Annotated in this window: 11 protein-coding genes and 1 pseudogene; 3 read left to right on the top strand and 9 right to left on the bottom strand. The window is 30.2% G+C overall.

What is annotated here, in order from left to right; all coding sequences use genetic code 11:
- Positions 1–28: 28 nt before the first annotated feature.
- Complete coding sequence (gene pabB, locus KPL50_RS14480) at positions 29–1378, bottom strand: aminodeoxychorismate synthase component I (protein ID WP_216299244.1); 1350 nt, start codon at positions 1376–1378, stop codon at positions 29–31.
- Entirely contained in the window at positions 1375–1980 is a 606-nt protein-coding gene (locus KPL50_RS14485; protein WP_216299245.1) for an aminodeoxychorismate/anthranilate synthase component II, read from the bottom strand. Before KPL50_RS14485 ends, pabB begins: the two co-directional genes overlap by 4 nt.
- 277 nt (positions 1981–2257) lie before the next feature.
- Here KPL50_RS14485 and KPL50_RS14490 point away from each other — a divergent pair, with 277 nt between their 5' ends.
- Positions 2258–3091 (top strand): PHP domain-containing protein, encoded by an 834-nt coding sequence (locus KPL50_RS14490; RefSeq protein ID WP_216299246.1) that lies wholly within the window; start codon positions 2258–2260, stop codon positions 3089–3091.
- Between the two features lie 235 nt (positions 3092–3326).
- On the opposite strand, the gene KPL50_RS14495 is transcribed toward KPL50_RS14490, so the two are convergent.
- From KPL50_RS14495 to KPL50_RS14505, 3 genes are all read right to left on the bottom strand, one after another.
- A complete protein-coding gene (locus KPL50_RS14495; protein ID WP_216299247.1) occupies positions 3327–4733 on the bottom strand; it encodes an aminopeptidase in 1407 nt (468 codons plus the stop codon).
- A gap of 233 nt (positions 4734–4966) precedes the next feature.
- Entirely contained in the window at positions 4967–5890 is a 924-nt protein-coding gene (gene hprK, locus KPL50_RS14500; protein WP_216299248.1) for an HPr(Ser) kinase/phosphatase, read from the bottom strand.
- 19 nt (positions 5891–5909) lie between these two features.
- Positions 5910–6110 (bottom strand): DUF896 domain-containing protein, encoded by a 201-nt coding sequence (locus KPL50_RS14505; RefSeq protein ID WP_216299249.1) that lies wholly within the window; start codon positions 6108–6110, stop codon positions 5910–5912.
- A 337-nt stretch (positions 6111–6447) separates the two neighbouring features.
- Between KPL50_RS14505 and KPL50_RS14510 the strand changes: the two genes are divergently transcribed.
- Complete coding sequence (locus KPL50_RS14510) at positions 6448–6708, top strand: aspartyl-phosphate phosphatase Spo0E family protein (protein ID WP_216299250.1); 261 nt, start codon at positions 6448–6450, stop codon at positions 6706–6708.
- A 28-nt stretch (positions 6709–6736) separates the two neighbouring features.
- On the opposite strand, the gene KPL50_RS14515 is transcribed toward KPL50_RS14510, so the two are convergent.
- From KPL50_RS14515 to helD, 4 genes and pseudogenes are all read right to left on the bottom strand, one after another.
- On the bottom strand, positions 6737–7135 hold the full coding sequence (locus tag KPL50_RS14515; RefSeq protein ID WP_216299251.1) for a hypothetical protein: 399 nt from the start codon (positions 7133–7135) through the stop codon (positions 6737–6739).
- Between the two features lie 247 nt (positions 7136–7382).
- Positions 7383–8558: an FprA family A-type flavoprotein gene (locus KPL50_RS14520; RefSeq protein WP_216299252.1), complete on the bottom strand. Its 1176-nt coding sequence runs from the start codon at positions 8556–8558 to the stop codon at positions 7383–7385.
- Positions 8559–9129: 571 nt separating this feature from the next.
- Positions 9130–10041 (bottom strand): transposase, encoded by a 912-nt coding sequence (locus tag KPL50_RS14525; RefSeq protein WP_216299253.1) that lies wholly within the window; start codon positions 10039–10041, stop codon positions 9130–9132.
- 147 nt (positions 10042–10188) lie between these two features.
- Positions 10189–12482, bottom strand: a pseudogene (gene helD / locus KPL50_RS14530) (RNA polymerase recycling motor HelD).
- Positions 12483–12587: 105 nt separating this feature from the next.
- Between helD and KPL50_RS14535 the strand changes: the two are divergent.
- Positions 12588–13418 (top strand): sugar nucleotide-binding protein, encoded by an 831-nt coding sequence (locus tag KPL50_RS14535; RefSeq protein WP_216299254.1) that lies wholly within the window; start codon positions 12588–12590, stop codon positions 13416–13418.
- Positions 13419–13528: the final 110 nt, after the last annotated feature.

Genomic DNA, 13528 nt, shown 5'->3' on the forward strand with positions numbered 1-13528 from the left:
TACTGGTGCCACGTGGGGTGGCACCACTCTACAATACTCTCATCAGGGCCTTTGCCTTATCTATGGTTTCATCATATTCACATTCTTCATTAGAATCCCAAGTAATGCCCCCACCTACACCAAAATATGCCCGTTCATCTTTTACTAAGATTGTTCGAATGATTATATTTAGATCTACATTTCCGTCAAACCCCAAATATCCTAGCGCTCCCGTATATATGTTTCTCCTCACTGGCTCTAATTCCTCAATAATTTCCATTGAGCGTATTTTAGGTGTTCCTGTTATGGAGCCTCCGGGGAAACAAGCTTTAATGCATTCTAGTGGACCTATACCCTCTTTTAGCTCACCTATTACTGTAGATACCAGATGAAATACTGTGCTATACTCCTCTAATTTAAAAAGTTCTGTTACATTAACTGAACCAGGCTTACAGACTTTACTTAAATCGTTTCGTTCTAAATCCACCACCATCAAAAGTTCTGACTTATCCTTTTCGCTGTTTATTAATATATTTTTATTTTTTAAGTCCTCTGATGCATCCATTCCTCTTGGCATGGTACCTTTTATAGGTCTAGTTTCTACCATTCTATTTCTAATTGACAGAAACCTTTCTGGCGAGGAGCATATTATATTAAAATCTTCAAAGTTCATAAAGGCAGCAAAGGGAGCTGGATTTATATGTCTTAAATCTTTATATATTTCATATGCACTTTTACGAGTCTTACAACTAAATCTTTGCGTTAAATTGGTAATATATATATCTCCACTTTTTATATAAGCTCTTACCTTTGATACAGTATGTATATATTTTTTCTTTTCAAAATTTGAAGTAAATTTATTCACTATGCTTCCTACTTTTCCATATACAATTTTATTGCCATTTTGTATCTGCCTTGCAATATCTTGGATACTATCCTTTTGTGATTTAAGTATTCCTAGTGCCGATATATAAACGTTTTTCTCAAGATTATCTAAAATTATAATGTTATCATAAAAATTATAGAAGCAATATGGTATATCTATATCTTGCTTTGCTAAATTAGGAAGTTCTTCAATTTCCCTAGCAAGGTCGTAGGAAAAATATCCTATACCACCTGCTACAAAGGGCAGGTCAGTATTATTTTCTATAGCGTATTCTTTTATGATTTTATTTAACTCTTCAAAGGTATCCCCTACATATTTCTCTTCTCCCTTATAGCATATACCCTCTTTACTCTTAAACTTTAAAAAACAGTTAACCCCTATAAACGAATATCTTCCTAAAGTTTCTTCGTCCCTAGCACTATCTAATAATACTGTATTTAAATCTTCTTTAAATATTGAATATATCTCAAACCCATCAAGCCTCGTGTGGAATTTTTCAATTAGCAGTTTCATTTTTTCTCCTTAGTTTTCAGCATTTTTTTTTGAATTCTAACTTCATTAATGAAATTTTTAAGAATTTCGTGTCCATATTCCGTAAGCTCTGCTTCAGGATGAAATTGCACCCCTTCAATTTGATAATGCTTATGTCTTATTCCCATTATAACTCCATCCTCAGTTTCACTAGTTATCTCCAGTACCTCTGGCAGTGATACTCTCTCTATTATTAAGGAATGATATCTTGTAGCCTTCATTGGGCTCACAATATTTTTAAACATATATTTTCCACTATGTACAATTTCAAATACTTTTCCATGGACTGGCTGCGCTCCTTGAATAATTTTTCCACCAAATACCTTACCAATAATCTGATGGCCTAAACATATTCCTAGAATAGGTATACTATCTTTAAATTTTTCTACTATTTCCATGCATTTCCCTGCATCTTCTGGGGACTTTGGACCTGGCGAAATAATTATGGCTTCTGGTTTAATTCTCTCAATATCCGAAAAGGTAATCTTATCATTTCTATAAATTAAAATTTCCTCACCTAACTCCTCAAAGTATCTAACTAGGTTGTATACAAATGAATCATAATTGTCTATCATTAAAAACATAAAGGATCTCCTTTTCTCTTATAATTACCTATTATAGCAAATATTTCGCATAAAATCATCAGGACTAACCTATTGAAAGTGCGTAAAATATTTTATAGTATCTTTGTATAACATCTATTAAATCGCAAATAATAATTATTATTTATTACAAACCCCTTTTAATATTCAGCAATATTAGTTAAAATGATATTAGATAGATAAAAATAAATAGAATATCATAATTATTTTTTAGTTACTTGACATTTTTTATGGTAAACTTTAAATTCGAGGTGATTTTATGTACAATAGAGGTGATTTCCATCTTCATACAAATGCTTCTGATGGAAAACTGAGTCCTAAGGAATTAATTTATACAGCTTCTACAAGAGGCTTAGATATTATTGCAATAACAGATCATGACACTACCTTAAATGTTGAAGAAGGAATTAGGGAAGGTATACGTGAAAATATAAGGGTAATACCTGGCATAGAGCTCTCTACTATTCATAATAAAGAAAGCATTCATATTTTAGGTTATTTTAAAGATGATAAATATAAAAATGGAGTTTTTCAAAATTACTTAAAGGATATGGAAAATTATAGAGCATTAAGAGCTGAAAAAATAGTAGAAAATCTAGATACATTTTTCAAAATCAAATTAGACTACAGAAAGATTTTAGATGATGCCAAAGGGGTAATAGCTAGACCACATATAGCTAAAGCTATAATGAATGCTGGCTACAAATATGATTGGAAATATATATTTGATAATTTGCTTTCAAACGATAGCCCTGCATACGTACAAACCAAGAAAATTTCAACAGCGGATGGTATCGCTATGTTAAAGAAAGTTAATGCATTAGTAGTGCTTGCACACCCTGTGCTAATTAAAAAATCTTCTATAGATGAAATGTTGGCTTTTGATTTTGATGGTATTGAAGCCGTCTACCCAATAAATACAAAAAAACAAAAATCCTTTCTAAAAGCAAAGGCTAAAGAGTACAATAAGTTTATTACTGCAGGCTCAGATTTCCACGGGATTACAACCTCAGATACCAGTCATGGTGTTATTGGCTCAGTTTTCCTAAGTCATAATGAGCTAGCTATATTTGTAAATGAATTGGATAAATAAAAGGGATGTTTTCACATCCCTTTTTTTATTTCCTTAAGAACGCTAAAAAAAGTATATATTACGTAAACTGCATTCGACCAAGCATTAGTAATTCTTAACTAATTTTAATGAAAGATGCGTTAAGAAAAGTAATTGTTTGAGCGCTAGCGAGTTATTACTTTTTAGTATCTTTCATTAAAATTTGTTTAGAATTACTTAGGCTTGGGAGTGCAGTTATAGTAATATATATAATTTTTTAAATCTCTATTAGGAATGCCTCGTAAGCTCTACAAGCTTCATAAATATCTGCTTTACTTGCAATTTCCCATGGTGCATGCATGTTATGAAGAGCAACTCCTGAATCAATAACCTGCATACCATACTCAGCTAATATATAAGCTATAGTACCACCGCCGCCTTGATCAACTTTGCCAAGCTCTGATGTTTGCCATGAAATTTTATGTTTAGCCATTATAGTTCTAAGCTCTGCAATAAATTCTGGGTTTGCATCGTTGCATCCACCTTTTCCACGAGCTCCAGTATACTTGTTTAAAACTATACCTTTACCAAAATATGCAGAATTACGTTTTTCCATAACTGAAGGAAAGTTTGGATCAAAAGCTGCACTTACATCAGAAGATAACATTTTTGAATTAGCTAATGCCCTTCTTACTTTTAAATCACTATATTCTCCCATTAAATTAACAATTTCAGCTACTGTGTTTTCAAAAAATCTAGATTGCATTCCTGTTGCACCAATACTACCTACTTCTTCTTTATCCACAAGTAAAACTATACAAGTTTTATCTGTTTCTTTTATCTTCATTAATGCCTCATAAGATGTATAAGCGCAAACCCTGTCATCATGTCCATAAGCCATAACCATACTACTATCCAGTCCATAACTTCTAGCACGCCCTGCAGGTACTACTTCCAGCTCTGAAGATACAAAATCTTCTTCATCTATATCATATTTATCATTTAAAAGTCTTAATACATTTAATTTAACTCTATTTTTAGCTTCCTTATCTTCTACTGGTATACTTCCCATGAACACATTTAAGTCTTCACCTTCAATACCCTTTGCCATAGTCTTTTGCATTTGGTCTGCAGATAAGTGAATTAGAAGATCTGATATTCCCACTACTGGTTCTTTTTCATCTTCTCCTATTACTACATTTACTACTGTTCCATCTTTCTTAACCACAACACCATGGATAGCTAAAGGGATAGTAACCCATTGATACTTCTTAACTCCACCATAATAATGTGTCTTAACCAATGCTAAATCAGAATCCTCATATAATGGATTTTGCTTTAAATCCAGTCTTGGTGAGTCTACATGAGCACCTAAAATCTTAAAACCCTTTTCAATTGGCTCAGAACCGATTAAAAATAACGCTAAAGTTTTCCCCATGCAGTTTGCATAAACCTTATCACCGGCTTTTAATGTAGCGCCTGCATTTATATAAGTATCAATATTTTTGTAACCATTTTTTTCAGCTAAAATAATAAATTCAGTTACGCACTCTCTTTCAGTTTTGCACTTTGACATAAAATCTATGTAACTATCAGATAATGCGAATACCTTTTCCAAATCACCTTTAGTGTATTTATCCCAAGCTAATTCATATTTTTTTTCTAAATCCTTAACATCAGACATGTTTACTTACCCCCTTGTATAACTATTTTTTGTACTTCCTATTCTACTAAATATTTTATTAAATTACAAACACCTAAACTGTCTTAAAAATGCCGTTTTTGCTACCATTGGTGCCAATTGAAGTGAATCTTTCAAATTTTAGAAATAATCAGTATCTTTATAGTATTTACTATATATTTTTGAATTTTTGCTATCTAAAAGTTGCATATTATTAGAATAATTTATTTTTTAATTTAATTATTATTACGAGCTGCTGTTACTTCCTCTATTCTCATATTTATGGTTTCAACAGGTGTTATCTTAGAATTTAAACTATACCTATAATTAGCTGCAGCAGCTTCAATGATAACTGCTATATTTCTACCCGGCCTAATTGGCAGCGTTATTTTTCTTAGCGGCACATTTAAAATTTCCATAAATTCATTATCTATACCAAGCCTATCATATTCTTCATTCTCGTTCCACAGAGTAAGAGAAATCAATATACTTATAGTCTTCGTATTTAGAACGGAACTCATACCATAAATCGCTGGGATATCTATTATCCCCATACCTCTCACTTCCAACATTCCTGAGGTTATGTATGGACAACTTCCTAGGAGTATACCATCAATTTCTTTAATGTCTACCGCGTCGTCTGCAATCAATCTATGACCCCTTTTAATTAATTCTAAGGCACATTCACTCTTACCTATACCACTTTCACCACTTAATAATATTCCTATTCCATAAACATCTACTAGCACTCCATGAAGTCTAGTTTCTGGTGCTAGCTTAGTGTCTAAGAAGCTCGTAAGCTTGCTAATAAATCTTGTAGAAATTAATTTGGTCCTTAAAACCCATCGACCATTTTCCTGTGCAGCCTTTAGAATTTCCTTATGAGGTTCCAACTGCCTAGTAAAGATAACACAAAGTGGTTGTAATTTAAAATATTTGTTAATTCGTTTCTTCCTCAGTTCTACCTCCATGCAATCTAGAAAACCCCATTCTGCCATGCCTATTAATTGAACCCTCTTATTATCAAAATACTGGTAAAAGCCTGCAATTTGAAGCCCTGGTCTATTAATATCAGTAACATTAATTAATTTACCTTTCTCTCCTTCTACTAAAACCTCTAACTTAAAATGCTCTATTAACTCCTCTATCGTAACAGCCATTAAAAACGCCTCATTTCTACTAATTTATATATTTATTGTTTAAATCCTTCGGTTCTACTTTCACAATTGTATCTAATTGCGCTTTAAAATTTCTTTTAACATTGTTAATATACTTTTGTCTTAGTTCTTGCTGCTCTACTTTTTCCTCCTCAGTAAGTCCATGCTCTTTGCTTTTCTTATAAAGGTAATTTATCCTATTAGTTAATTCATCTATACTCATAATATCACTCCTATACTATTTTTAACTTTTTTATTTTGCCAAAATATTTTATTGGTAAATAGTGAAAATGGAACATATTCTATTCTTATAATTATAGAACAAAAAATTTAAGACTTTTTTCGTCATTTACATATTATGTAAAGTAGCTTTTTTCAACACCTTCATGAGTTTATATGTTATATTTTACCATATTGTTCTTATATATTTTCAGAAATTATAGCCTATTTTGTAATTTTGTATGTTATATTGACTAAGAAAAAAACTAACATTCTTTGTATAATTTGGTATACTGTATTTAGTCCACAAAACCAAAATTATTAATAAGGGGTATAAATACATGAATAAGAGGTATAAAATCATGATTAATAGGCATAAACATATAATTAAAAAGTATAAATCTATAATCAAGAATTATAAATTTATGAATATAAAGTTACAACTTATAAGAAGAGAATTAGAATCATTAAGAATGCTACTACATTTTCTACTAAATTTCAAAAACCCAACAGATAAAATAGTTGTGTCTTGTAGTCAGCAATTAGACGAAGTAATTGTTAAATATGAAAAAGTTAAAGCCACTTGCAAAAAAGTGGCTTAGATATCCACTTATTACTGTAAACGAAAATTTAAATATCTAATTCAAATAAAATATCATCAATTTCTATATCTGCATCTTCACCATAAAAAACTACGGCAAATTCATTAAATTCATATGCATCTTGTGATATATCACAGCCAATAAACTCATACTCAATTTCCATTTGCTGCGCACATTCTTCCATAATATCTTCCACATTATCTGCAGCAATATCACTTAAATAAGGTAAAAAATATTCTTCATACCATTCCTCTTTATCCTGTTTAAAATCTCCTTCTTCATTTGCATAACATGTAGCCGCGTCCATTTCTACTTCATCATAATAATATTTAAATTTTAAAGCAATGGTGCCCTTTTTATATTTAATTTCAGCTATATCACTTAACTCATTTAAATTTAAAAAATTTATTATATATTGTTTATTCAAATAAATCCCCTCCATACTACATTGGTAAATTATTCATTACGGCTTTGTGCTTATTTAAATAATACTAGAGATAGCTATTTTTTTCTATAACAAATTGAAATAATAATAATTTTTTTATTTATATATTATATTCTTTACATTTGAAATACTTTTAATTCCCTATAAAAAAAGGAAAACTCCACTATTAAAGTAAAATTCCCCTTTTTTTGTTATTGGATTTCGTAAACCGTATTTTTCTAATAGATCTCTAGTTTAAAAGCTGTAAATATGCTTCCACAAATTTGTCAGCCAACTCATATTCTTTGATATCTGGAACAAAATTAAATCTTAATCCTTCTTCTAATACTTTAAATTTTAAAGACTTAAGCCTTTGTGTAAGCATGGCAACTCCTTCTCCACTCCATCCATATGATCCAAAAGCTGCTGCAGTCTTTCCTCTATTGGTTATTGCACACACAAGAGATAAAACGTCCCAAGCAGGTTTTACAGCATCTTGATTAATAGTGGGAGAACCTATCATAATACCACTGGCTTTTTCAATTAATTCCACAATATCGCTTAAATTCATAGATGTAATTTCATGAGCCTCAGCTTTTATGCCATTTTCGTTGATTTTCTCAGCTAAATATTTTCCAATTTTTTCAGTATTACCATAAGCTGAAACATAAAAAATTTGAACATTTTTTTCTTTTATTTCGTAAGTTTTAGCCCATTCTCTATAAAGGTCTACATACATTTTAGCGTCATCTATATGTATAGGCCCATGACTTGGTGCTATTATATCTAATTCTAAATCTTTAATTTTATCCAGTCCCATATTTACAAATTTTTTGAAAGGTCCCATTATAACATCAAAATAATATTTCATTTCATCAAAATAGTCGCCTGAGCAGCTATCCGTTATGCAATTAATTGGTGAATAGTGGCATCCCATTACATCACAAGTAAACAATACTTTTTCTTCCTTAACATATGTAAATATTGTATCAGGCCAATGCAAATTTGGTGCGGAAATAAATTGTAAGGTGTTTTTACCTAAGCATATCTCTTCCACAGCCAAATCACTATTAAACTCCTTATTAGTAATTTCTTTTAAATAATTTATGGCAGCTCTTGAACCAAGAACAATAGCCTCTGGATAAACTTCTAAGAACTTAGCTAATGAGCCACTATGGTCGAGTTCTGTATGTTGAACAATTATGTAATCAACTTTTCTTTCTCCAATAACACCTTTTATTTTACCTAAAAACTCTTCAAAATAACCATCTTTAACACAATCTATTATAGCAACCTTTTCGTCATCAATTAAATATGAATTATAAGTCGTTCCTTTCTTTGTTTCCATTATAATATCAAATACCCTAAGTTCAGGGTTGTTTACACCAATCCAATAAATATTATCTTTCAACTTTGTTGTTTCCATTCTCAAAATCCTCCCTTTAGTTCTTTTGTAAAATATTTTTTATTAAGTTTATCTCTATTTCAAATTTATATACAAATTTATATAATTTTAATTGTTTTATACATAATACATTATATTTTATCACATTTATTAAAGCTGTTCAACTAACAATAATTATTATAAAATAAATTAGGACAATCTCTTGAATCATTGGAGAATCTCGCTTGCGAATCTTGGGGAATCATTGGGGACGGTTAACAATTATTTATCCTTTATTTAGGCACAAGGTCTTCTGTAAACTGGTATCTTTTAGTCACAAATATATCTTTCAAAAATGCCTTCATACATGTAATATTATACAACTTACTTTTATTTTCTTTTTTTGCAGTAATATTTTTTTACTCTAAAATGCTTGTCCACTTTTATTAATTTAAATATTGATATTCAGATCTCTATTTTTTTATTTCTTAAAACAAATTAATATGCTTAATTTAAGAAAAACATCTCAAATAAATTTTTAGTTACTGTTTTAAAATTGACTCATATGCCTAATATTAAAAATATTAATAAACTACAAGTAACCGATTTATTACTAAGTATAGGATTTAATAAATTCTCCAATAATATTTTCATACTTTTCGTCAGTTCCAATTAATTCAATACCAATGTTACTTAATTTTGATAATCTAGCCTGTGAAATGTTCCCCAGGGCTCTTGATATCTCACTGAATTTAAAATTGCAAAGACTCCGCATTAAAATAACTGTTAGAGCTTTTGCACGTACAAGTTTTCTACTGTACTTAATGTTAAGATGAAACTTAGATATATTCATCTTTGATGCTATAAATTCCATCACATCTTCATAAGAAAAATTTCTTACAAGTATCTTCCTTCCACTTCTATATTCTGTTTTTTCATCTTGGAATTCAAATTCTTCACTCAATTTTTCATCGTTACATCCAAACACATGACTATAGTAGCTTTTCCTAGCGGTACTAATGTCATTTCCAAAAAAGTCCAATACAAATCCATAATCAACTATATTGAAGTGGTCCCGTCTTTTCCCAATATATATTCCCAAGCTAGAAAAAGCATATTTTTCAGGACAATCTTTAAATTCACTTATATCTGTAGGATTATTATGTATATACAATGATACAGTCTTTAAATATTTGTCATTATCAACTATTTTGCTCTTGAATCTATCTTTAAAAAGATGGCCTTCTCTTTCATATTTTTTATTAAAGTACATCGCATAAGAAAAATTAATTCCGTGCATGACTTTTGATATGTCTGCTCCATTAGCATCAACCAATAAATGTGCATGGTTATCCATAAGACAGTACCCATAAATTTTAACGTTATAGAGCTTTTTATACTTCTTCACAAGTAATAAATACTTTTCTTTATCTTCAGGATCCCTATATAAATCTACCTCGCTGATACTTTTACACATAATATGAAATATAGCGTCAGCTGCTTTTAATCTTGCCTTTCTTGCCATAAAAAAACACCCCTACTCATAAGCTTTTACTTAGATTATTGCCTATGGGTAGAGATGATATTCATATTCTTAATCTATAGTTTAAATAATTGTTAACCGTCCCCAATGACCCAATGATTCCTGATTCCCAATGATCCACCGGTTATTTTAGTCTAATAAAGTTGAAAGCTTCCCCTTATAAAAAATATACTCCATATGTAAAGCTCTTGTAAGAACTACATATAATATTCTCTTGTCTAACTCATTATCTCCATAATTTTCTTCGTCACAATTGTATACAATACTACAATCGAATTCTAAGCCCTTAGTCATATATGAGGGTATAATTATTCTTTCCGACTGAAACTTCTTATCTGTATTTTTTATTAACTCCCAATCATCTTTACTATACTTTTTAAGTTGTGCTTTTATATATTTACACTCACTAAATGTTTTTCCAATAACTGCTATGCTTTTCTTTCCACTTTTCTTTATTTTTTTTACTATTTCATCTAATTTTTCAGCAAAATCCTTTTCTAAGGTATATGCAATTAACTCTGGTTTTTCACCGTGTCTTAGTACAGGACTCGCTGGCGTTATATAATTTTGTTGCTTTTGAAGTACTTTATTTGCAACGTTTATTATTTCTATTGTTGATCTATAGCTTTGCGTAAGTGGAATATAATTTGCTTGTCCCTTGAAAACCTCACTGATAAGCTTTTGCCAACTCTCGATACCCTTATAATAATAAATCCCCTGTCCAATATCACCTACAATTGTAAAAGAATCATTAAGTGCAATGTTTTTAAGCATCAATAATTGAAAATTACTATAATCCTGAGCTTCATCTATGACGATATGGGAAAAGTTAAATTTCTCTAAGCCCTCAATTTTAAGCTTTAAATAAAGTAAAGCGGCTAAATCATCACTATCGATAATCTTATCATTCATATTAACGATACTCTCGGCTTTAATAAAGGCATATAGTTTTGTTGATATCTTTCCTTCAGTAAGTTCATTAAAGACTTCTTCATCCGCAAGTAAATTAAAATATAAGTCAATTACACTTTTTTGTGACCATTTTTTAAAATACTCATCCATGACTTTTTTAGCATTAGCTTTAAAATGTTTTTTTCCTCATCTCTTTTATCATAAAGTTCAATAATTTTCTTTCTCTTAGAAATTTCATCTTTAATCTCTCTTTTTACTCTTTGGATGGATTTATCATAGGTAGAATCTACTTTTTCCATAATTTCTGGAATTATATTCTTTAATTTTAAATTGAAATATCTTCTAATTTCTTCTTTTCTCTTGTTTAATGGCAGGTTTAGTAAGTCTTTAGAGTATAATCTTTTTATTTCATTTGAATTAAATAGTATATGTTCCGAAACTATAATATCCTCCACTTGGATATCTTTATTTTCTATATATTTTAAGTATCTATCTATAATGCTTTTAAATGTCATGCTTCCTTTAAATTTGCTACTAGTGGTTATAAATTTCACTTTGTCATTATCCGTTTCTTCCATAACTGAAGAAAACTTCATATCCTTTGTATTGATTTTACCACCATAAATTAATATGTTGCAGGCGATATCTTCAAAGGTGCTTTGCACAACCCCACTTACACCAAGACTAGGTAGTATATCTGAAATATAATCCAGAAACAGCTTATTAGGTGCTACAACTAATATTTCTTGGGTTTCTAAATTTTCACTATATTTGTACATGAGATATGCTAGCCTATGTAGAGCCACTGTTGTTTTCCCTGAACCTGCAGAGCCTTGTATTATCATTACTGTATTCTTACTGGCCCTTATAATTTCATTCTGTTCCTTTTGAATAGTAGCTACTACATCTTTAAGCTTACTTCCTATGCTTTGTTCTAAATTTATCTTTAAGAATTCATCTACTAATGCATTTTCCTCAGTTTCGTCATTTGAAGATCTTAAGATTATATCATTAATACCTTCATCAAAAGCATTTTCTAACTTTTCATCCTTAATAAGAAATTTGCGTTTTAGCGACAGCTCACCTTCTACAAAACCTATAGGTGCCTTGTAATTAACTTCCCCTTGTTGCCCACTATAATATAATTCTGCAATTGGTGCTCTCCAATCAATTACCTTTTCCTCTCCCTGACTCCTATCATTTAAACCAAATTTACCTATATAATAACTTTCCGTGTCTCTTCTGCTCTCTCTAAAATCAATTCTTGCAAAATACGGTTTGTGAGCTACCTGCGTGTACTTTTGTAAATTCCTATTTGCAAACTCATATACCTGCTCAGCTAGAGCTAACTCTTCACTATAGGTACCACCTGAACTCTTCTTTAACATAGATACTTTTTTTTCTAACTCTTCTTCTTTTTCCACAGCTAGATTAATTTGCACATTCAACCAGTCTATAGTTTCCTTTAGGTTCTTATTTTCAAATTCCATTTCCTTCTTATTTATTGCCATTGACACAACTCCCCACTATAAGACATCTCGAAAAAATAAGCAATTCTTTAATAATAAAAATACTACATCATATACTTTAATACCATGAACTTTAAGGAGGTATTTATGAATATTTTAATAACTGGTGCAAAGGGTAATATTGGAACATATCTTTGTAATGTCTTGTCAACATCACATACTATATATGGACTAGGTAAAACTGAGCTTAACATAATGGATAAAATATCTACTGAGAAGGCTCTAAGTGAATTAAATCCGGATGTTGTAATTCATACTGCATCTATAACAAATAAATACATTTGTGAGTACAATGATACTTTAGCCTATGGTGTAAATACCCTAGGAACTTTAAATATTGCTAACTGTTGTAATTTTCTTAATATACCAATATTATACCTATCTAGCACAGATGTATACGGTGATATTAAATCTTCCCCATATAGTGAAATTGATGAATGTACTCCAATAAACGCCTTTAGCAAGAGTAAACTCGGGGCAGAAGAATTAATCCAAACTATTTGCACCAAATATTTTATTCTTCGCAGCTCAAATATATTTGGTGGCAATGATTGTTTTGTTAGAAAGCTACTAAAAGGTAAGCATACTGCAATATATCTGTTTTCAAATCCCACTCTTTCCATAACTTATATTGAAGATTTAACTGCAGTTATTCTGAGGCTTCTAGCTACTGATAAATATGGAGTATATAACTATACAAATGAAGGTTGTTTATCAAAATCAGAACTAATAAATAGTATAATAGAATTGGGTAACCTTAATATTCCTTTGATTGTAAATTCAGATAATCTTTTATCAAATATCATCAAAGAACCTAAGTACACCTGTGTGAATAGTTCTCACATAAAAAGCTCCCTTGATATTGAAATTCCACCTTGGAATGTTAGACTGAAAGATTATATTAATAAGGAAATTTAAAATAGGCTAGACTAATTTAATGACTTGTAATTTTCCGCCGTACCTATACATTTTAAATGTTAAAATTTCATATTGCATTGACATTTAGGCACTTTCAGAATAGAATATCA

Origin of the sequence: Clostridium sp. CF012 (assembly GCF_018861755.1) — a bacterium.
Taxonomy (GTDB): Bacteria; Bacillota; Clostridia; order Clostridiales; family Clostridiaceae; genus Clostridium_AD.

Bases quoted from the DNA above. Each gene is read 5' to 3' on its own strand.
- KPL50_RS14490 (WP_216299246.1), top strand. From the start codon at position 2,258: ATGTACAATAGAGGTGATTTCCATCTTCATACAAATGCTTCTGATGGA.
- KPL50_RS14505 (WP_216299249.1), bottom strand. From the start codon at position 6,110: ATGAGTATAGATGAATTAACTAATAGGATAAATTACCTTTATAAGAAA.
- KPL50_RS14525 (WP_216299253.1), bottom strand. From the start codon at position 10,041: ATGGCAAGAAAGGCAAGATTAAAAGCAGCTGACGCTATATTTCATATT.
- KPL50_RS14495 (WP_216299247.1), bottom strand. From the start codon at position 4,733: ATGTCTGATGTTAAGGATTTAGAAAAAAAATATGAATTAGCTTGGGAT.
- KPL50_RS14520 (WP_216299252.1), bottom strand. From the start codon at position 8,558: ATGGAAACAACAAAGTTGAAAGATAATATTTATTGGATTGGTGTAAAC.
- hprK (WP_216299248.1), bottom strand. From the start codon at position 5,890: ATGGCTGTTACGATAGAGGAGTTAATAGAGCATTTTAAGTTAGAGGTT.
- KPL50_RS14485 (WP_216299245.1), bottom strand. From the start codon at position 1,980: ATGTTTTTAATGATAGACAATTATGATTCATTTGTATACAACCTAGTT.
- KPL50_RS14535 (WP_216299254.1), top strand. From the start codon at position 12,588: ATGAATATTTTAATAACTGGTGCAAAGGGTAATATTGGAACATATCTT.
- KPL50_RS14510 (WP_216299250.1), top strand. From the start codon at position 6,448: ATGAATAAGAGGTATAAAATCATGATTAATAGGCATAAACATATAATT.
- pabB (WP_216299244.1), bottom strand. From the start codon at position 1,378: ATGAAACTGCTAATTGAAAAATTCCACACGAGGCTTGATGGGTTTGAG.